The sequence below is a fragment of the Arthrobacter sp. FW306-06-A genome (assembly GCF_021870055.1).
Taxonomy (GTDB): domain Bacteria; phylum Actinomycetota; class Actinomycetes; order Actinomycetales; family Micrococcaceae; genus Arthrobacter.
The window spans coordinates 76787-95593 of the sequence record NZ_CP084554.1 but is presented as its reverse complement, the minus strand read 5'-3'; the positions used below and the strand labels follow the sequence as shown (position 1 = coordinate 95593).

At 60.3% G+C, this 18807-nt stretch carries 15 protein-coding genes; 8 read left to right on the top strand and 7 right to left on the bottom strand.

The features are described 5' to 3' along the window. Positions 1–82 precede the first annotated feature (82 nt). Both LFT49_RS22250 and LFT49_RS22245 read right to left on the bottom strand, forming a co-directional pair. A complete protein-coding gene (locus LFT49_RS22250; RefSeq protein WP_237430747.1) occupies positions 83–1471 on the bottom strand; it encodes a hypothetical protein in 1389 nt (462 codons plus the stop codon). Between the two features lie 70 nt (positions 1472–1541). Next, the gene (locus LFT49_RS22245) at positions 1542–2279 is read right to left on the bottom strand and encodes a class I SAM-dependent methyltransferase (protein ID WP_237430746.1); all 738 of its coding nucleotides are present in this window, start codon (positions 2277–2279) and stop codon (positions 1542–1544) included. A gap of 59 nt (positions 2280–2338) precedes the next feature. Here LFT49_RS22245 and LFT49_RS22240 point away from each other — a divergent pair, with 59 nt between their 5' ends. Next, on the top strand, positions 2339–3790 hold the full coding sequence (locus tag LFT49_RS22240; RefSeq protein ID WP_237430745.1) for a dihydrolipoyl dehydrogenase family protein: 1452 nt from the start codon (positions 2339–2341) through the stop codon (positions 3788–3790). On the opposite strand, the gene LFT49_RS22235 is transcribed toward LFT49_RS22240, so the two are convergent. The 4 genes from LFT49_RS22235 to LFT49_RS22220 form a co-directional block, all read right to left on the bottom strand. Beyond that, positions 3744–4370 (bottom strand): CDP-alcohol phosphatidyltransferase family protein, encoded by a 627-nt coding sequence (locus LFT49_RS22235; protein WP_306969904.1) that lies wholly within the window; start codon positions 4368–4370, stop codon positions 3744–3746. The genes LFT49_RS22240 and LFT49_RS22235 overlap by 47 nt on opposite strands. After that, positions 4352–5014: a TVP38/TMEM64 family protein gene (locus LFT49_RS22230; RefSeq protein ID WP_237430744.1), complete on the bottom strand. Its 663-nt coding sequence runs from the start codon at positions 5012–5014 to the stop codon at positions 4352–4354. Before LFT49_RS22230 ends, LFT49_RS22235 begins: the two co-directional genes overlap by 19 nt. Before the next feature lie 414 nt (positions 5015–5428). Beyond that, entirely contained in the window at positions 5429–7762 is a 2334-nt protein-coding gene (locus LFT49_RS22225; protein WP_237430743.1) for a DEAD/DEAH box helicase family protein, read from the bottom strand. After that, positions 7759–9690 carry a site-specific DNA-methyltransferase gene (locus tag LFT49_RS22220; protein WP_237430742.1) on the bottom strand — a complete coding sequence of 644 codons (1932 nt, stop codon included), beginning with the start codon at positions 9688–9690 and terminating at the stop codon, positions 7759–7761. The genes LFT49_RS22225 and LFT49_RS22220 overlap by 4 nt, the downstream gene beginning before the upstream one ends. A gap of 649 nt (positions 9691–10339) precedes the next feature. Here LFT49_RS22220 and LFT49_RS22215 point away from each other — a divergent pair. The 5 genes from LFT49_RS22215 (at position 10340) to LFT49_RS22200 (ending at position 16066) form a co-directional block, all read left to right on the top strand. Then, entirely contained in the window at positions 10340–11044 is a 705-nt protein-coding gene (locus LFT49_RS22215) for an 8-oxoguanine DNA glycosylase OGG fold protein (RefSeq protein WP_237430741.1), read from the top strand. 340 nt (positions 11045–11384) lie between these two features. Further along, positions 11385–12317 (top strand): HNH endonuclease signature motif containing protein, encoded by a 933-nt coding sequence (locus LFT49_RS22210; RefSeq protein ID WP_237430740.1) that lies wholly within the window; start codon positions 11385–11387, stop codon positions 12315–12317. An 898-nt stretch (positions 12318–13215) separates the two neighbouring features. Further along, positions 13216–14121 (top strand): DUF4238 domain-containing protein, encoded by a 906-nt coding sequence (locus LFT49_RS22775; protein WP_442863744.1) that lies wholly within the window; start codon positions 13216–13218, stop codon positions 14119–14121. 174 nt (positions 14122–14295) lie between these two features. Then, entirely contained in the window at positions 14296–15180 is an 885-nt protein-coding gene (locus LFT49_RS22205) for a GIY-YIG nuclease family protein (protein WP_237430739.1), read from the top strand. Between the two features lie 46 nt (positions 15181–15226). After that, positions 15227–16066, top strand: coding sequence for a GIY-YIG nuclease family protein (locus LFT49_RS22200; RefSeq protein ID WP_237430738.1), 840 nt, complete (start codon positions 15227–15229; stop codon positions 16064–16066). Between the two features lie 353 nt (positions 16067–16419). Here LFT49_RS22200 and LFT49_RS22195 read toward each other — a convergent pair whose 3' ends face one another. Next, positions 16420–17157: an HNH endonuclease gene (locus LFT49_RS22195; protein ID WP_237430737.1), complete on the bottom strand. Its 738-nt coding sequence runs from the start codon at positions 17155–17157 to the stop codon at positions 16420–16422. A gap of 248 nt (positions 17158–17405) precedes the next feature. Here LFT49_RS22195 and LFT49_RS22190 point away from each other — a divergent pair, with 248 nt between their 5' ends. Continuing rightward, a complete protein-coding gene (locus LFT49_RS22190; RefSeq protein ID WP_237430736.1) occupies positions 17406–18005 on the top strand; it encodes a recombinase family protein in 600 nt (199 codons plus the stop codon). A gap of 219 nt (positions 18006–18224) precedes the next feature. Further along, positions 18225–18677, top strand: a complete 453-nt coding sequence (locus tag LFT49_RS22185) for a hypothetical protein (RefSeq protein ID WP_174180860.1) — start codon at positions 18225–18227, stop codon at positions 18675–18677. Positions 18678–18807 lie beyond the last annotated feature (130 nt).

Sequence of the window (18807 nt, the reverse complement as noted above, 5' to 3'; positions counted from 1 at the left end):
TTCCTGCAATGCCATGACAAGCTCCTTTCCTCAGGTATTGATTGCCTATAAATTCACGCTAAAACCTTCCAGTCAGGGGAAGTCAAGGGTGTACGGGGGGCTCTCCGTGTCCGCGAGGGGTCAGTGGAAGGAGTTTGCGCAGCCCGGCGTTTTCGGCAGGGTCAAGCACTGAGTGCTGCACGCACGCGGGAACGACCTGGCCGGTGTCGGGATGGCTCATCGTGTACATGCAGGCGCCCAGCCGTTCCTGCACCTCCCGGGTTTTCGGGTCCTCACTAACCACGCCCTTCTCCATCAGGTCCCAGGCCGGTGCGACGTCGGCCGCGTCCATGAAGTTGTGCACGACGAAGGTCCGGAAGGAAAGTTGGTTGGCGCGGGCGGCGGCGAAGATGTGGTGCAGGCCGCCGGCGCGTCGGGCCAGGCGCTGCCCGAAGCGCAGGACCACGGGGACCTCACCCGGGTGGGCGAGCAGGGCCCTGATGATCTTGGCGGCAACAATCCAGTGGGGTGTTCCGCCGAAGTACATGCCGCCAAAATCGGCCAGCAGCCGGTCCCGGGCCTCAATATCGTCCGGGTCGTCCGGGTCAATCAGGGGCGCGAGAGTCCCGCCGGCCCGCAGGATCACGGCGGTCCGGTTGCAGCGTGTGTCCCCGAACTGGGTGCCCTGCCACGGAATCCGCTGCCCGGCACCTTGCTCGATCCGGTCCCAGACTGCATCAATGGTGACGTTGGCGAAGTCCTTGCCCCATCTCCTGTCATCGCCCATATAGGCGGCGGGCTGGAAGGAGAGCATGTCGAACGGCATCCCCAGAACAGAGCCGGTGACACCGGGGACCTGGTCGATGTTCGCTGGGGTTACGGTCATATTGTGGGCGATGTAGGAGCCGATGCCGTGGTCCTTCCGGAGAGCCGTGAACATGGCGGCGAACCGCTCCCGGTACGGATCCAGCTCCGACTCGCTCCGTGGCCGGGGCACTCCCCTGCGTCCGCGCATGAGCGAGTCAAAATGGGCGGCGAACGATACTTTCCGGAACCGTGGCTGTCCGTTCCTGTCCAGGGCGACGTCGAGGAGGTACTGGTAGTCGAAGTCCCCGTGGGTCATGGACATCGGTTCGCGCCCGGCTGTGCGCATGGCAAGAAGCGCTGCAGCGTGGTCCTGGGCCGGGAGCAGGCTCACTTCCCCGCCGATCAGCTGGGCGTGCGCGCGGGGTCCGCGCAGGCGGCGGAGGAGCGCCATCTGCTCGGTCACCGCGTTGACGGTGTGGCCGCCGTCGATCCTTACCTTGTTCGCGTCTGCTGAGTGGTAGCACGGCGTACAGGTCAAGTTGCATTTGGGGAAGACGCCGTGGGTTCCTTCGCAGCCCACCGCGGTCTTGCCCAGCAGCTGGGCAGGGGTTTTGACGTGCCCGGGCAGCTCGGTCCACCGCCGGTCCAGCGCGGCACGGCTCTCCGGATGAACCGGCCTGGTCACCAGTTCAAGGTGGCGTAAAAAGGCCGCAAATGAGCGCACACCGGCAACCCTACGGTGCGCGTCTGCCGTGTTAAGTAATCTCGCGCACAGAGCCGGGCGCTGGAAGCGGCCAAAATGGGTCTTTGTGAAGAGCCCCTGCACGGATCTGCAAATGTCCTGCCCGGGCGGAAAACCGGATGACCTGGGTGCAGTCCTCTTCCACAGCCTGCCAGGGGCGCGCAGCGATGTCTGCACCACCCAGGGCACACGCCGCCCGCGCCAAGGGCGTGAGCAGCCGGGCCCACCCCTCCGGATCCTTCATGTCCACCACCGACACCCGCGCCTCAGCCCGTACCAGTGCCTTAAGGTTCGCCCAGGCCCGCCGCCACTCGGGCATCAGCGACAGCGCATAGGTAGCCAACGCGGCATCGGACTCCGGGGATCCGCCCTGTTCCTCGACGGCGGTCCGGATCGCGGCCGGGTGCAGGAGGACGGCGTCGGCCTCGATGAGGATGACATTCCTCCAGCCAGCCCTGGCGGCGCGCCGGCGGCACTGTTCAAGCATCCGGGCGCTGCGGTCGATCCCGACGATCATTCCCGCAGGACCTATCAGCTCCTGAAGCAGGGGAAAGTTGAGACCGGTTCCGCAGCCCAAATCCAAGACCTGCTCCCCCGGCCGTGGCCCCAGCGCTTCAATTCCCCGGTCCCGTCCAGCCCGGTACACCGGGTACTCGCCGGAAAGCGCGTCGTAAAACGGTGCGAATGCTGTGTACTTGTCAGGAATATCTCTCTCCCTTGAACCAGGCCCCACCCCGGACCAGCAAAACATGCCGGACTCCCGGAATCCTGCGTGGCAGCAGGCAGGTATCAACCGTAAGGAACTTCATCATGGCACCCACCGACGGAATCATTGACCTCCTCGTCCTGGGCGGAGGGACGGCAGGAATCATCAGCGCGAAGACGGCAGCAGGTTTCGGCGCCCGCACTGTCCTGGTGGAACAGGAACGGACCGGCGGGGACTGTCTCTGGACCGGCTGCGTCCCTTCCAAGACGCTCCTCTCCGCGGCCGCGCAGGCAAGAAACCGGCGCTCGGCTGGCGGTGGGAACCCCGACTTCTCTGCGATCCGGGAACGCATCGCCGCGGCCATCCGGGCCATCGAGCCCGCGGACACCCCCGAAGCCCTTGAGGAGGCCGGGGTTGAAGTCCTCTCCGGACACGTGTCCTTCACCGGCCCGGGAACGGCCGTCCTGAACGGGGAAGTCCTCCGGTTCCGGCAGGCCCTGATCGCCACCGGCGCTGAACCCGCCAAACCCCGATTCACCGGGCTGGACCCCGCCCGGACGGTCACATCCGAAACGGTGTGGGACCTCACCGCCCTGCCCGGCAGGCTTGCCATCCTGGGCGGCGGCCCGATCGCCTGCGAACTGGGCCAGGCCTTCGCCCGGCTCGGCGCCGACGTCACCATGATCGTCCGCTCCCGCATCCTGGCCAAGGAGACGCCGGAAGCGGTGGACATCATCCGCGAGAGCCTCAAGGCAGACGGCGTGACTATTTTGGAAAATTCCAGCATCAGCCACGCCACCAGCCCCGCTCAGGGGCACAGGCTGCATCTGGACGACGGGCCCACAGTGGACGCTGACACCGTGCTCCTGGCAGCCGGACGAACCCCCCGCACCACCGGCATCGGCCTTGAACACGTGGGCGTCCACCTCGACGACCACGGGCACGTCCTCACCAATGAACACATGCAGACCACCAATCCCCTGATCTGGGCGGCAGGAGATGTCACCACCCACCCGCAGTTCACCCACCTTGCCGGCGTCCACGCCAGCGTTGCAGCATCCAACGCCGTCTTGGGGCTCCGACGCCGGATCAGCCCCGCCGTCCCGCGCGTCACCTACACCTCGCCCGAGATCGCCGCCGTGACAAGCGGCGGGTCCGGGCAACCGGTAACCTCCCGGACCGTGCGGCATTCCCACCTTGACCGGGCCGTCACCGAGGACAGGACCGAGGGCTTCACCGAGCTTCTGGTGGGCCGCGGCGGCCGCGTTATGGGCGGCACCATCGTGGGTCCCCGGGCGGGGGAATCCCTGGCCGAACTGTCCCTGGCCGTGCACAAGAAACTCACCACGTCCGATATTGCCGGCGCCACCCACGCCTACCCAACATACTCTGACGGGGTCTGGAACGCCGCGGTCCTCGATGTCCGCGAACGCCTCCGGTCCCCGCTGCGCCGCACCGCCATCAAGGCGCTGGCGACACTCCGGCGCCTGGCCCTTGACGCCCGCCGGATCAACTCAAAGCCCGGTAACCGGCCACAATCCGATGTCCGGCACTGACCCCCACCACCAGGGCCCAGACGGCGGCAATAACCCAGGCGAAGTCCGGGAGGACCAGCCACAGGCTGTGCACCACCACGGTCTCCGCTCCCTCTGCCAGTCCACCAAGAAACGACAGAGACCGTCCGTCATCAATGCGGCGCCCGGTCTTCTCCGCAATGGAGGAGAAGGCCAGAAACACCGCGCCATTGATGTAGTAGGTGAAAAGGACCAGCAGGAAGGGCAGCCACGGGGCGCCGAAAGCCGCCGTGGCACCCATCCCCACGCCGACCACCGTGGCGCCATACACAACGAAGTCCGCGCTGATGTCCCAAAAGCCGCCCCGGCCCGGATCTTCCTCCCCTGACCGGCGCCGCCGGAGGCGAGCCAGGGGGCCGTCCAGGCCGTCAGCGGCCCGGCACAGCAGCCAGGCAGCCAGCGCGGGAATCCACCACTGGGCCGCGGCAAGCCCGGCACTGGCCAGGCCCAACAACAGGTTCAGCCCGGTCAGCCGATCCGGTGTAATCCAGCGCCGGTCAAGGACCGCGGCCATCCGGCCCAGCACCGGTCCCGTCCGTGCCCTCAGTGCAGCGTCAAACACGTTCCGCCCCCTTTGCTGCGCTTCCGCACAGCAACGACCAGCCCGGCAAGGGTCAGCAGGCCAAGCACGGCCAACGCCGCCTGTACCTGCCAGCCAAACCGCAGCCCGAAAGCCCCCAGCGTCACATAACTGACCGTGCCGGGCAGGATGCCCAACGCCGTACCCAGCAAATAACGCCACCAGCCAACAGACGTTGCCCCGGCCAGGTAATTGATCGCCGTGAACGGCAGCACCGGAACCAGCCGCACACCAACCACTGCAACAAACCCCCGCCGCCCCAACACCTCATCCAGCTTCCCTACCCTGGCCCCTGCGTAATTCTCCACAGCCTCCCGACCCAGCCAGCGACCCAACCAGAACGCGGCCGATGCACCCAGCAGCGCTGCCGCCACCACCAGACCTACTCCCCCGACAAAGCCAAAGACCATGCCCGCGCCGATCGTCAGCACGTTCTTGGGCGCTGGCGAAAGCGTCAGCGCAGCATACCCAAAGATAAACACCGCCGGAGCCCATAGCGTGCCGGTGAAGTACTGCTGCACGTCCTCCACCGTCGGGACCGGGAACAGTAGTGCGGCCACAACAGCAGCTGCGACAAACAAAACCAACACCATAAGACGTACCCAAGCACGCCGGTAGCCCGTCATGCCCTCGCTATTCACGTTCCCGCATCGCCGCTCCTCTTGAGATGGAAAGCACCAGGCAACACCTATCGAATCAAACTAAGCCCCGCCAATGCGCCGGTCTGTAATCTGCCGCACAGAACCCCACGGACTGCTCGCCAGGAGTTGATATACACGAGGGTGCACCCCTGTGTACGTACCAAACGTAACTACCCCGCCGTCGCTATTCTGACCTGCAGGAATAGAGTTGAAGGGTAGATAATCCGCCTCGGGGCTTCGACCTCAGCGCTGCGGACCTTCCAGCTGCGGAGGGATCCGCTCTCGGAGCAGTGGCTGCTGGAGACCATCACTGACAATTGAGGCTAGTCCAAATTGGCGAGGCGCCCGGAGACGCGGCGCCAGGGGCCGACGCCGAAACTCTTGGGCTCGGGACGCCGGTCAGTATTCGTTAAGCTCGTCGTCTACTAGCCTCTCAAGCAATAGACCCACGGATTCAAAATGACTGGTACGGATCTGCCCTTGGTCGTTCAGTCCCCAGAGACTAAATCCAGCATCCGGATCCACGAGTTGGAGTGCTTCATTCAGCTTTCCAACTGAAACAAAGCGCACATCAAGGGACCGCTCAGCACCAGGTTTTGGCCTGATGTTCAGCAACTTCCTGCCCGCCGTCTCTTGGATCAGCTGAGGTCCTTTGGTGTCAATGCAAAGGACGCGCTTATCAGTCCAGATTAGAAAATCAGGGAAGAACTTCGAGGTGGGACCGATGGAAACGAGGGGTATCCCATAGCCGGTGAGAGAAGGATTACGCATCCACGGAAGGCCAAGCTTGTCTATAGCCGGCGCCACGGTGAGTTCTAAACCGTTCAGACCTGAATAACCCTCATGCAGCGCATTCTGGAATGGTTCTATCTCCTCGTCCCTCATCAGCATTTCACGGGGAACATACGGATCGGGCGTTCTCTGGACCAGGCGAACCTCTCGGATGTAAGCCTCTACGACCTTCTCAGCCAGTTCGCGAAACTGTCCAAAGACAGGGCTACCTATTCCAGCAAGCACATTGAACTTGCTATTCGTAAGGTCAACGACAGCAAGGGTCTGACGGAACCTGCGCTGCACTTCTCGATGGAAAATCCATCGCCCAGATACCTTCGCAGACTGCTCGAAGTCCACCCAGTCGCTCTCTGTAGAGTTTGCATTCCCTACTTCCTGACGTACGACTCGCCGGCTTCCCTTCCCTATAACGTTTATGGTGTCCTGCTGATAGTCACCAAACTTCGCGATCAGGTCATTTACCGGCTGGACAGCAGTCCGTCCATCCAGACCAGTCATGGGCACTTCCAGTTTCAGCTTGACCGGATACTCTCGTGGTTTCGCTTTACCGGGTTCGGTGACCACGATCTTCAGTCCAGCGCCACCGGCCCCGAGCTGAGTTTGAACCTCCTTCAGGACCTGGTTAAAAGTCTCGTTTCGGTCGACGCGAACATAGAAGTTTGCGCGGTTCAACCGCTCATATGCTGTTCTCGACGCGTTGGGTTGGCGGAGGACCCTACCTATCACCTGCGTGACTTGCACGTTGGAATCCATGCTCTTGTCTACATAGGCGAAGTAGACACTTGGATCATCCCAACCTTCTTGCAGGCCCAAGTTGAAGATGACGTGCTGATAGTTGCCGGCGGTGAACACTTCGTAGTCATTCTCGCCGCCTTGGAACAAGACGAACTCTTCCGGCAACGGGTGATCTTTATGTGTCCGGAGTGATGCGTAAACGGCGACCTTTGACGGATCAACTCCGCACTGTTCGACTAGATACCGCCAGATGAGAATCGGCGGTGCTTGCCGCTGGGCAAAGGGCTGGCGCGGATCGTCCATGGCGAAAGAATCGTCGGCTACGACGTTTGTGTTGCAGACGTAAATTGCTTTCGGCACCAACTGGAGCCCACTACTGGCTACGTCCTGCTCCGCTTTTCGCATGTCATCCAGCATGGAGGAAATGGTTTCCTCCATCGGGGCGTTGTACCCCGCCAGATCAATCATCTGCTTGACCAAGCCGGATTCGACGACAACCTTGGCATCGACGGAGGTGATGAGCTGGTCTTCCGTCCAGCCATTGCGTCGCAGGTCGTCCAGTTCACGCCCTATTCTGCTGGGAAGCTTCATCGTCGCGCTAGCCAGCAGGAAGGCGTCAGGCTGAAGCTCCATGAGCAGGTTGGCCTGCTGGTCTGAGAAATTATGCGCTTCGTCGTACACGACGAACAGCGGCCGCTTGTTGCCCCCAGCATTCAGGCGGACCTTCAGCGACTCCCAGATTGACGTCTCAGTGTCATCGAAGTCCGTGGCGAAGACGTTTAGACTGCTGAGTTCTTTGTCTTTCTGGTTGAAGGTCCCGACGGTCGCAAAACAAAGAAGCGCGCCTGGAGCTTCCGCCGACTTCGCTGCGGTGTATCGATCAAGGGTAATAACGTCCATCTCGTCCAGCAGGTGATGGTACTTTCCGCCCTTTGATAAGTTTGCCAACGACTGGCGAACCACAACGCGACCTTTAGAAAGCCAAAGAACGATCGGCGCATGCGGCGCTGCAGCTGCCATCTGAGACACTGCGCGTCCCAGAATCGCGGTTTTTCCAGCTCCAGTTAAGGCAGACAGCGCTTGAAAAAAGGGAACCGCTCGTGGCCTCTTGACCGTCCCGGTCTGCGGGGGGTCCTCCAAGTAGTCAAGATATCTATCGGCTACTCGAGCCGCCGCCTCTTCCTGGAACGGAAATAGGTTAATCACGTGGTTGCATCCTCATATGACTCAGTTCGAACATCTAGGCCGAAGTCTGCCAGTATCCGGTCCGGAATCTGGTAGAAGTGCACACCCTCAGTTGAGAATAGGTTGAACCTTCCATAGACGTGGTATTTTGGCCGCAGCCCGGCCTTTAATCCTTCCTCTACACAGGCCTCATATACCTCCTCCGTGAGGTCGGTGTTCTCCCCGGGCCCCTTCCACACAAGGAAAAAGCCCTCTCCATCTGAGTTTCTTGCGACTAGGTATTCGTAGGCCGGATCGTTGATTCTGACCAAGGACGCGCCCCGCCGCCTTGAGGAGTCGAAGTAGGATGCCACGACAGTGTCAACCATTTCCTCGCGCTCCATTTGCAGCAGCGCCTTGGCGTCAACCTGCTTAGTCAATTGACGAAACGCAAAACCGCCCGAAATTGGCGGCTTGGGTCCGCTCGCCCAGTCGCCGGTAACCACACGACGGATGCGCTCAGCAGTTAGGGTCCGAGCGTAGGAATCGTCTTTGTCCTGGCGTCCCTGTTCCATGAGGATGAACCTGCGGTCCGAGCCTGTGGAGTCGTTCAAATTCAGGACAGCATGCCCGGCGGTCCCCGATCCTGCAAACGGATCTAGAACCGTTCCATCGATCGGGCACCACAGTTTAATGATCTTTTCGAAGAGCCTGAGCGGTTTTACCGTCTTGAATTCATGGCCCTCGCCGACGACGGCCGTCAGTTCCTTGACTCCCTGTTCTGAGTGGCCTGACACCTGATGAGGCCAGGACGTGTCGGTCTCCCAGAGCAGGCTTTCTGTTGACCAAAAGGTGGATGAAACTTCGCCTTTTTTCATCCTCTTTATGTGCTTCTTGATACGTGGCTTCCCCAGCCCTTGGCGTAGGAAGTAGAACTCTGGCCAGACTCCGGAATCGCGTACAGCCGTTGCCTTGACCGCAGCTTCTTCAAGCGGACCTGAAACGACGATGGCTTTAACATCTGGCACCTTGGACTCATCTACACCGATAAGTTGCGCACGCTTCGTAGCATCTTGGATGTCCCTGAGCTCAAAATCTACGTCCCATCCTGCTAGTTGCTGGATGATCCAGGCTTGCTCATTTCTCCAGGCGGAACCGCGCGGAGGGTACAGAAGCTCTCCGGTGAAAGGATTTTGAATGGCGTACACCATGCTCTTATGTGCCTTGGCATTTGACGCTGTCGCAGGGCTGTCAGTCCAGGGCTCGGGATCTGAATCCGGGTTGTTTGCAGGATCCTGGTCTCTGTCTTTATAGAGAAGGGCAGTCTTCGCCAGCTTCGCGTCTTTGGCGTAAACCAGCACGTACTCAGTTACTGTTGCCAACTGGCCCGAATCATTCTGCTTACTGTAGGTGCGCTGCCAGTTGATGATCCCGAGTCTGTTCTTGTCGACGAATATTTCATCGAGCATCTGACCTAAATGGAAGAGCTCTCGAAAATCGATGCAGATGGCGAGAACACCGGTCTGGCTAAGCATCGCGTGCATCATCTGCAGCCGCGGATACATAAACTTCATCCACTTGGTGTGCTTAGCCTTGTCATCGCCCCCAACTAAGGTTCCCAGGCCGTCGTCGTTAGGATCCACGTCCCACTTGTCGTTGTACCGGAAGTCGTTGCCCGTGTTGTAGGGAGGGTCTGTAAGGATCAGATCCACGTGGCCACGTTCCCGGTACAAGGTTGCGAGACCATGGAGGTTATCGCCTTCGAGAACGAGATTCTGGGCCTGCTCAGCAGGGGTGCCAGCGGAGTATTTTGCGATAGTGCGCTGGACGCGGGGCCTGACCTTTCGGGCGAGCTGCCGTGTTATCGCTTTTCCTGGAAAAGTGATGTTGACTCCGGGATCTGTCCGCTCGGCCAGCAGCTCAATCAGCTCTGCCTTCGATAGCAGCTCAAAATCATCAAAATTGTCCACGGTACTCCATCCAGGCATAGGAAATGCCAGCTAAGACTATCGTCTGCACCAGCAAGACCAAGAAGATCACATGCCCCCGACAGGGGGGATTAGTCGCTCCGTCGTTCGACGTGCTCCTCGCTGTAAATAGGTTCGGAGCGGACCTCTGCGCGGGGTGGCGCGGAAACGCCTTCTGATAAGACACGCATGCGCGCACTGCTCCGGGGGGCATCCTCTCGGATGACAAGCAGGCGGCCTCCGAGCAGGGACGTGATGGGGTAATCGCTTCCGATGCCCAGCTCAACACCGTCCGGCCCAACCAGATGCCATGACCAGGCGCCGTCAAAGCGCATGGAACGAGTTACATAGGTTCGTTCAACAAAAGTGCCTTCGGGTAGTTCTAGGCCCATGGCCTTAAGTCGCTTCAAAAGCCGAAGGGATGTTGCTCCTGTCCGCCGGCTCACGTGTCCCGTCATTTGCCAGCCTTATCTGCAGGTATCCGACCCGTGGGGCACAGCCACATTACAAAGAGCCTCTTTCGCTATGGTGAAGGACTGGTCACCGATTGCGCGGGATTTCCCTCTCTGACCTTAATCTTAGAGACGCCGCCCAAGTCTGCCGGCCGTTGTTCCGCCAAGGCAGGGTCCAACACTGGATGTAGAGTCACGTCATGATCATTCTGAGCAGCCCACTGCCGGAACCCGTTTATGAGGCCCTCAGCACCCCAGCCGTCGTTCTGGATCACAGAGTCAACGTCAACAGCGACCGATGGCAGAAAGTGCTCAGCGATAAAGGTCTCGTCCCTGCCGAAGGGAAGCTCGCAAGCGGCGGCCGAATCACTATTTCCCGTCAGGAAGTGTTCGCACTGGGGCAACAAACCCCGTCACCGGCGAGGGCAATGCAGCTCCTGTACCACTCCTTGGCATGGGGCTTAGGGCTACCGGGGTCGTGGTTGCACCGTCGGCTCGATGGGCTAGCCAAAGACCCAACGCAGACCGCCGCACTCCTGGAGAATGCCTGGTCAGCCATTCAAGCAGGTGAGCCCGCCCGGGAGGCCTACAGCATCCTCACAACGCCAAGGGGGACAGGTCGGGTTTCTCAGCTGGGACCCGCGTTCGGAACAAAGTTTCTGTATTTCTCCCAAGGTTCCAAGGTTATGCCCAATCATCTAATTCTGGACAGAGTGGTAGCTGGCCGGCTAAAAAGCCTGGATGTCTGGCCCGATGCACGTAATGATTCCTGGGGACCGTCCATTTATGGAGCCTACTGCCAACTGCTGAATCAATGGGCCGCCGAGGCCACACAACGGGCAGAAGCGGACTCTCCTGTACGGGCTGATCAAATTGAGCACACATTGTTTAAGCTGAAGTTGTAGCGACCTCAGGGCCAGACGTCGGCACTGAGAAGTCAGTTTCCCTAGATACGGTTTGCCGATGAATAATCTCTCACGCCGCCTCCCTCCTGAAGCGCCAGCCCCCCATATCGCCGCCGCCGGCAGAGTGCTAGCCCAAGCCACAGCCTTGATCAACCAGATGACACCAGACGAAATAGCAGAAGCAGCCTACACGCCAGGTGGTCGTTCAAAGGAACATTTGAGGGAGCTTGCCCAGGCCCGTCCTAGCACGGCGGCCGACACGTAACTCAATGGACGGAAATTCTGCCAACAGTCATTCTCCAGGGGGCTGGCAGGAAATGCCCAAAACGAAGGGATAGGCGTGAAATTTTGGTATGCGATGCAGGGCGACAACTTTGACGTCGCAATGGAACAAAAAGCTCTCTGGACGTGCCCTCGAGGTGGAAACAGGGCATTGAAGGAAACGCGCAGCATCATCTTCGAGATGCAGCCCGGCGACATCGTGTTCCATCATGCGAATGGTTACCTGCGGGCCGTGAGCAAAGTGATCGAGAGCTACAAAGAATGCGAACGGCCGTCAGGGTACAAACGACGGCCAGATGAGGGCGACGCAGGTTGGCAGGTCCGCGTCGAACCTCTAAAGACAGGGCTCCGTCTCCACTACAAGAAACTTGCCGGGTTGATCGAGGTCGGCCGCCCCGGACCACTGAACACCCCTATTAGCATGTATCTGGGGTTCCTGTCTCGACTAACGGAAGCTGACGGGCAGTCGCTCCTTTCCAAGCTGGAAATAACGCTCCCCATTCACGATTCCGGGCTGTTAGGACGATCCTCCGACTATTGGGATGCTGACGAAACTGACGGCTCGACTTGGAGCTCGATCCGCAAAGAGCAAGGTCATCTTAGAAAGCATCTCCTCCGCGGACGCACGGTAGCCCCATGCTCTCTCTGCGGGTCCGAATTGCCTTCCGGTCTGCTGATAGCGGGGCACATCAAACCGCGGAGCAGATGCAGTGAACAGGAGCGCCGGGACTTCCGCTCAGCAGCGATGCTGGTCTGCAGCATCGGCTGCGACGCCCTCTTTGAATGGGGCTATGTAGTCATCGACGAAACCGGCGAAGTCAGGCCGGGAGTTCCAGCCGAAACTCAAGCCCTTACCGACGCTATTTCCCGACTCATAGGCCGTCGCTGCTCCGCTCACAACGAGCATACGGCTAAGAATTTCGCCGAACATAGGCAGATGAAACAAGGCGACATCCCCGACCATGAAGCCTGCGGAGTTCTGCAGAGCTAGACCAGGCCCCCAGCACCATAAGGAAAATGAGCTGTCTCCGTCCAACCAGTAGGCGCCAGCCCGTTTCCCGCTCGTTGCAAGGGTCACCCAACTGAGTAATCGGCCGATACTCTTGGGCCATGACGAACTACAGCACTGGCGACGACTTTGCCCCCCGAGATTTCCCCGAAGGCACAGACTGTCCAGCGGCGATGCCAGGGGGCTTGCCTCTCTGCGTCCTCTCCAATGATCACGGCGGTCAGCATGTCGCAGCCGATGCAGAGCTTCGTGTTGTCGCTGTCTGGAGCTGAGCAATCCACGTCAGCGAAAGGGCGTCCGACAGTTAGCCGGTGGTTCGCTTCATGCAGTTAGCTGAGGTACTCTCCGTTGTCGCCGTTCTCGTCGCTGCGGCTTCTTTGGTCGTAACCCTTTGGAACGTAAAGAGGACGGCTGAACGGGAGGACGGTCGAGACCGCGCCGACCTGGTCCTTAGATACTCCCAGGACGGCTCCGTCATCGACGTGGACAATGAAGGGCCAAACACCGCTCTACAAGTGTCTCTGCTTGCTACTGGGCCACACCTCACCCTTAAAGTGCAAAGCTTCGGCACCATTCCGGCCGGCGAGACTCGACAATGCAAAGTCACTTCCCCGCAAGAATTCTTGGTTTACCTCTCTTGGCGGGACAGCCGAGCGCGCGTGCATCGAAAGAAATATCGCCTCGTTCCTGGTCGTTCCGGCTATCAAGGCGACGGGTGGCCGGAAATGATGAGGATTGCTGTACGCCCTGGATTGGCTCGACAAGAAGCATTGAAACGCCTCGACCGTTCTGGAAAGTGGAGTGAGCATAAGCCAGATTTGTGGAAGGACCGCCCGCGATGAATTGACCAGGGTGCGGGATTTTTGCCGCCGGAAGGGGAATGGTGACAAAGCACATCAAGCGACAGCATGTGATTTCGCAAGTACTACTGAGGCGCTTCGCTGACCCCGGCACCCGGCAAGTCGGCGTCTACAGCTTGGCCTCTGGCTCAATTAAGAAAAGTTCGCCCAAATCAATTGGATTTGTCCCGGACTACGTCAGTCATCAGCCCTGGGCAGCGGAGAAGCTCTGGCAAACGGTTGAAAGCCGCCTCACGCCGGCTTTTACTGCTCTTGATGCCGGTCACGCTGCCCTCGCCCCTGAACACCTACGGGCGATCGCAGACTGCGTCGCTTTGCATTTCAGTCGTAGCATCCAAACCCGGCAAATACACGAAATTAGCTTCGCGAACATCGAACAGGCTGTGCGGGAGGACCAGCACAGGCTAAAACATCTGGCACTTCTCAAGCACGGTCTACACCTCGACTCGCCTGACATTTTGGAGAGCATCGCCGATGAAATCTTGGAGGAGATCAGACTGGGGAACGGTTCGGGCGAGTTGTTCCAAAACTGGGTGGAAGAGATTTTCCAAAAGACTTGCTCATATTTGGGGAGTGGCCGTGTGACCGTCCACTACTGTGATGACGGTGTCGAACTAGTCCTAGGAGACTCCCCTTCATTCGGATTCCGACCAGGAATGCAACCCACGGACCGGCTACCTTTATACGACTCCGCGGCAGTACTAATGCCGCTTGGACCAAGAGCACTGGTAGCGATTGACTGGGGATCTTCGAAGCTCCCCGCTGCTGAACGAGTTCAACAGGAACACGCCCTCTACATCAACCGCGTACAGGCGGTGCAGGCCCATGACCGGGTCTATTACCGGCCGAGCAGCGGCCTCAACAGTTTCGTCCGGAAATGCAGGCCCCCGACCGCCCGCTATCCACGTGTAGCGAGTGAACCGTGACCAAGAGTTAGGTACGTGGACAAACGTGTCCCACTTCCTTGAAACCGGGACACCCATCAAGGGGACATTCCCCCGTGAACTTTGCTGATAGTTGGTGGCTTCTGTGATCGCTTGAGTGTCGCACCGGCGGTGCCACCTGTCGGTCCTTTCGCTGCCCCTCATTAGGATTCGAGTATGTCTCCGAGAACGCCGCTGCCCCAGACCATCCAGATTTACCTTCCCCAGGGTGATCCGGCCGGCATACGGATGGCCGAGATCACCACGCGTACGGTGAGGGTTTTCGAGGTACCGCGGCCGCTTTTGAGGGACTTCCGGGACATGCCAGAATCCAAGCAGGTCGCTATCTACTTCCTGTTCGGATCTTCATCGTCGGGGCTGCCATCTTGCTATATCGGCCAGAGCGGCAGCGTTGGTGACAGGCTCAAGCAGCACTCGGACAAGAAGGATTTCTGGGACCGTGCCCTGGTTGCCGTTTCCCTGACGAACGCATGGACGAACACGCACACTGGCTACATGGAGTGGCAGGCAATCCAGAACGCCACTCAGGCAGGGCGGTACGAGCTGCACAATGGCAACGAAGCATCAAACCCGCACACTCCACCGCCACTCGAATCCGACTGCCGGGAGTATCTGGAAACCATTTCCGTTCTCCTAACCACTTTGGGTTACCCGGCCCTGGAGCCGGTCCGCGAAATCAGTCTGGCTGGCACTCTTGGGCGAGGGAGCGCTGCTGAAACCCTGTTCTTCAGGGAAAGTGGCACCGACGCCCGCGCCAGGCCGACCACAGAAGGTCTACTCGTCCTTGTCGGCTCTGTCGGTAAAGCAATAGCCCGTCCCTCCCTCTCCGCCTCATTGGCGCGCCGCCGCGTGGCTCTAGTCGAACAGGGCATTGCCGAGGTGCGCGGCGAGGACTACGTCTTCGTCAAAGACCACCTGTTCAGCAGCCCCAGCACGGCTGGCGCCATCGTCCTCGGCGGCAACATCAACGGACGGATTACCTGGAAGACCGCGGACGGGCGGACCTTCCAGCAACTGGAAGACCAGGCCCTGAGTGCTTGAAGTGACCAAATTTTGAGGCCGTTGGCGGCAGGACAGAAGGCAATGCATGAATGACATCTCGGGTGGCTTGAGCCTCGCAGATCTCTTCCAGACCACGGGGTTGGCACCGCAGGAGCTGCTGGTCATCCGGCACACACTTAAGCCCGACGGTCTGCGAACCCGGGCAGATGCGATGGGACCTAACCTGCTGCCGTACGTGCGAGAACAAGGCATCCAAAACAGTAAGGTCCCGGCAACTCCACCCCGGTTCTGGCTGAACTTCCTCGCCACAACCGGCCGGCGCGCTCGGTTCATCATTGCGCACGAGAACCATGGTGAAGTGCTTGCAGAGCGCACTCAAGATCGCCGCTTCTTTGACCTGCAGCCCACCCCGGTGTTTGCTGCCCTGGCGGACCGCCTGGTGATCGAGTGGACCAAGGACGCGGTGAACTGGGCCAAGACAGGCGACCAGGCAACCTCCATGTCGGTGGTAGAGATATCCGATCCGTCCCACGTGCCGTTCCCAGGATTCGATTCACTGCTTGTGAGCTTTGAAGAGCTCCAGGCCGTCATCACCGACGACCGATACGGCCAATGGCGGACGGCCCTCAGCTCCGTGCAGGGTATCTACCTCATTGCCGACACCAGCACCGGCCGGTTGTATGTGGGCAAGGCAGACGGCGCGGAGCGTTTCCTGGGCCGCTGGAGCGAGTATGCCAGAAATGGCCACGGCGGTAACGTCGCACTCCGGGAGTTGGCCACCGCCGACGCCCGGCACCGGCAGCACTTCCAGTTCAGTATCCTGCAGGTCTTCTCCCCGAGCGCTCCGTCCGCGCAGGTGGACGCAGCCGAGGCCCATTTCAAGCGGGCGCTCCTGACCCGGCAGTTCGGCATGAACCTGAACTAGGGCCTTCCATCCGGTGACGGTGTCGCCGTACCGGAGGACGACCCTCCTCTCGCGTCTTGCACCCAGTACCTCTAAATCTCCACAGTCGCCGACCTTGCAGCATGCCCCGGGCGACGTCAGTGGAGCGCGCCGCCAGCTGCTACGGCACTGCACTCACTACTTCGACGGTTGGCCTGACTTCCAACTCCGCCTTACGGACCTTCACTCTGCGCGTGACCCGCTCTCCAGCCAGTGGCTCCTGGAGTCCATCGCTGACGGATACTAGGCCACGGTGACCATGTGAATCACGCACGCAAGACGCGCGGAGCCAAATGGTAGACGAAGCACCTGCAAATTCATTGAACGCGAGGAGTTCACTCCTTGACGTAATGGCTGTTCTCGCCGAACCCGGCGTAGTAATGCTCGTCGCGGTCATCGTCGTCATCTTCGTCGAAGTCTGCAGAGGGTGACGGTGCCATCCGCGGATGCAGCATCTCCATCGAGTTCAGCTCATCCTTCCGCCGAGCTTTGGCTGGACGGACCCTCGCGAGTCTTTCGCTTCGAAGTTGACGCTCGATGGCCTGCCAGGCAAGTTCGTCGTCGCAAAGTTGGGCAGGAATATCCGGGATAACCCTTTCGACGAGCATTGCGAAGATACGGTCGGACTGTTCATCACTGGCAGGCACCAGATGCTCGGCAGTCTTCGCGTGATGGCAGTTCTTGCAAAGCAGCTGGAGGTTTCCCGGATCGCTGGAGTCGCCGTTGATGTGGTCAATCTCCTCGCCAGGGCCGCCGCATTTCACGCAGGCCCGGTCACGTTCAATCACCAGCGCGCGGACGTCGACGGGGATCCGGCGGGTATCGGCATTGTAGCCGCCGGCCAGCATATGGGCGAGACGTATACCAATGGCCTGGCGGACCTCTGGGTCAGCCTCGAACTGCCCGTTCCGGGAGGTCTTCCGCCAGTAACGGACCGTGTTTGCCGTTTCCCTGCACAGGACAGAACAGAACAGCCAGGGCCTGTGCTCGTAGGATGCAGGCAGCGGCTCGAAACAGTTCGCACACCGGTCCGGCTCGAATCGCCGCGCCACAGTCACCTGCGTCAAAATCATGCCCTGATTGTGGCAGACGCGAGGGCTTGGGTAACGGCAGTACCCGCAGGCCCATGGAACTGCGGCAATTCCGCGCGGCGTTAGAAGCGGCACTGTCTCATTTCCTTAGAACTGGGACACCTTGGCGGGACACTCTCCCGCGGATCCGGATCGTCTAGATGCCGCTTAATCTGACTGTCCCGTTTGTTGTTCCAAAACCCCCGCCACAATGGCCCGTCACAGGGGCAACTTTCGGTACGGTTTTAGGCATGTTGATTGGGTATGCGCGTGTGTCAACGGTGAAACAAGATCTGGCCCGGCAACTGGACGCCTTGGCGGCCGCCGGCATTGAAACGGTCTTCTCGGACAAGAAGTCCGGGGCCACCACCGATCGCGCGGGGCTCCAGGACGCGTTACGTCACGCCAGAGCCGGCGACGTGCTTGTGGTCCACACGTTGGACCGGCTGGGGCGGACAGTGCGGGACACCCTAAACCTGGTCCACGACCTCAAGGAACGCGGCGTCGGTGTCCGGACGCTGGCTGATCCCCTGCCCATCGACACTTCGAACCCGAACAGTCCCATGGCGCAACTGGCCGTTGTCATGCTGGCACTCTTCGCAGAGATGGAACGAACCTATGCAGCAGAACGCGCCTCACATGCCCGCGCAGTGGCATCTGCCAACGGGCGCCGCACTGGACGGCCTTCCGTGATCGATGCCGACAAGCTCGAACACGCCGCCCTGCTGCGAGACAAGGGCTTCTCCATGAAGGAGATCACCGCCAAGACTGGGCTGAAACGCACCACCTTGTACCGGCACCTGCCACCTCGCTCCCCCTCCCCTGACTTGTTGACCGCTAATGCCCTTTGACACGGACACGTTTAGTTTTGTCCTGACCTATGGTGGAACGCTGCTCGTGGCGCTCCTGATGTTCATCGGGCAGCTGACCGCTGTGGGGATTCTTCTGATTCTTGCTGGAATTACCCCATCCAGGCGATCGCGCGGGCATTCAGTAGATCTGACCGGACCTAAGCTCGGAGACCTGCCGGCCCACGCCGCGGGCCGGGTCAGCCGTGACATGATGCACGTATGACGTTCACTCCTCAGGCGCTACGTGAATGGGCACGAGGCTCCCTCCCCTGCGAAGCCGCCACAGAACTTCTTCTCCGTGCTTTCAACGGGCGCTTCGCCCAGGCGGGCTGGCCATGGATGCACAGCGATGAGCAAGGCCGGAGCTGGGTCGATTTCGAGGCCATCCCCGAGAACATAGACGGGCTTTCCGGTGGTGAGCGCCGATTCCTGATGATCGCGGCATCGCTTGGAGGCGATGAGCAGGTTGCCCTCTCCGACGTTGTACCGGGGCTCGACCGGGCGTTGCTGGATCTTGTGCTGGCGGCACTTGCCCATGCTGCGGGTTCCCACCAGGACTCTGTCATCCTTGAAAAGCCTGAAGGCGTCCTGGGATTTGAGCGGGTCGACACCTTGTATCCGTGGCCGAAAGACGCCCCTGCCCTGCGCGTGATCGACGGCGGCCAGAACTAGCTGCTTCCTGGCGCAGGACAGCGTGGTCTCCACTCCGGCGGGGCGAGCCTGATAAGTCGCGGTGCAGCTAGCAGATCGGCTTTGCCACACGTCCGCCCAGTTCACCCCATGACGAACCTCTGGCAGCGTC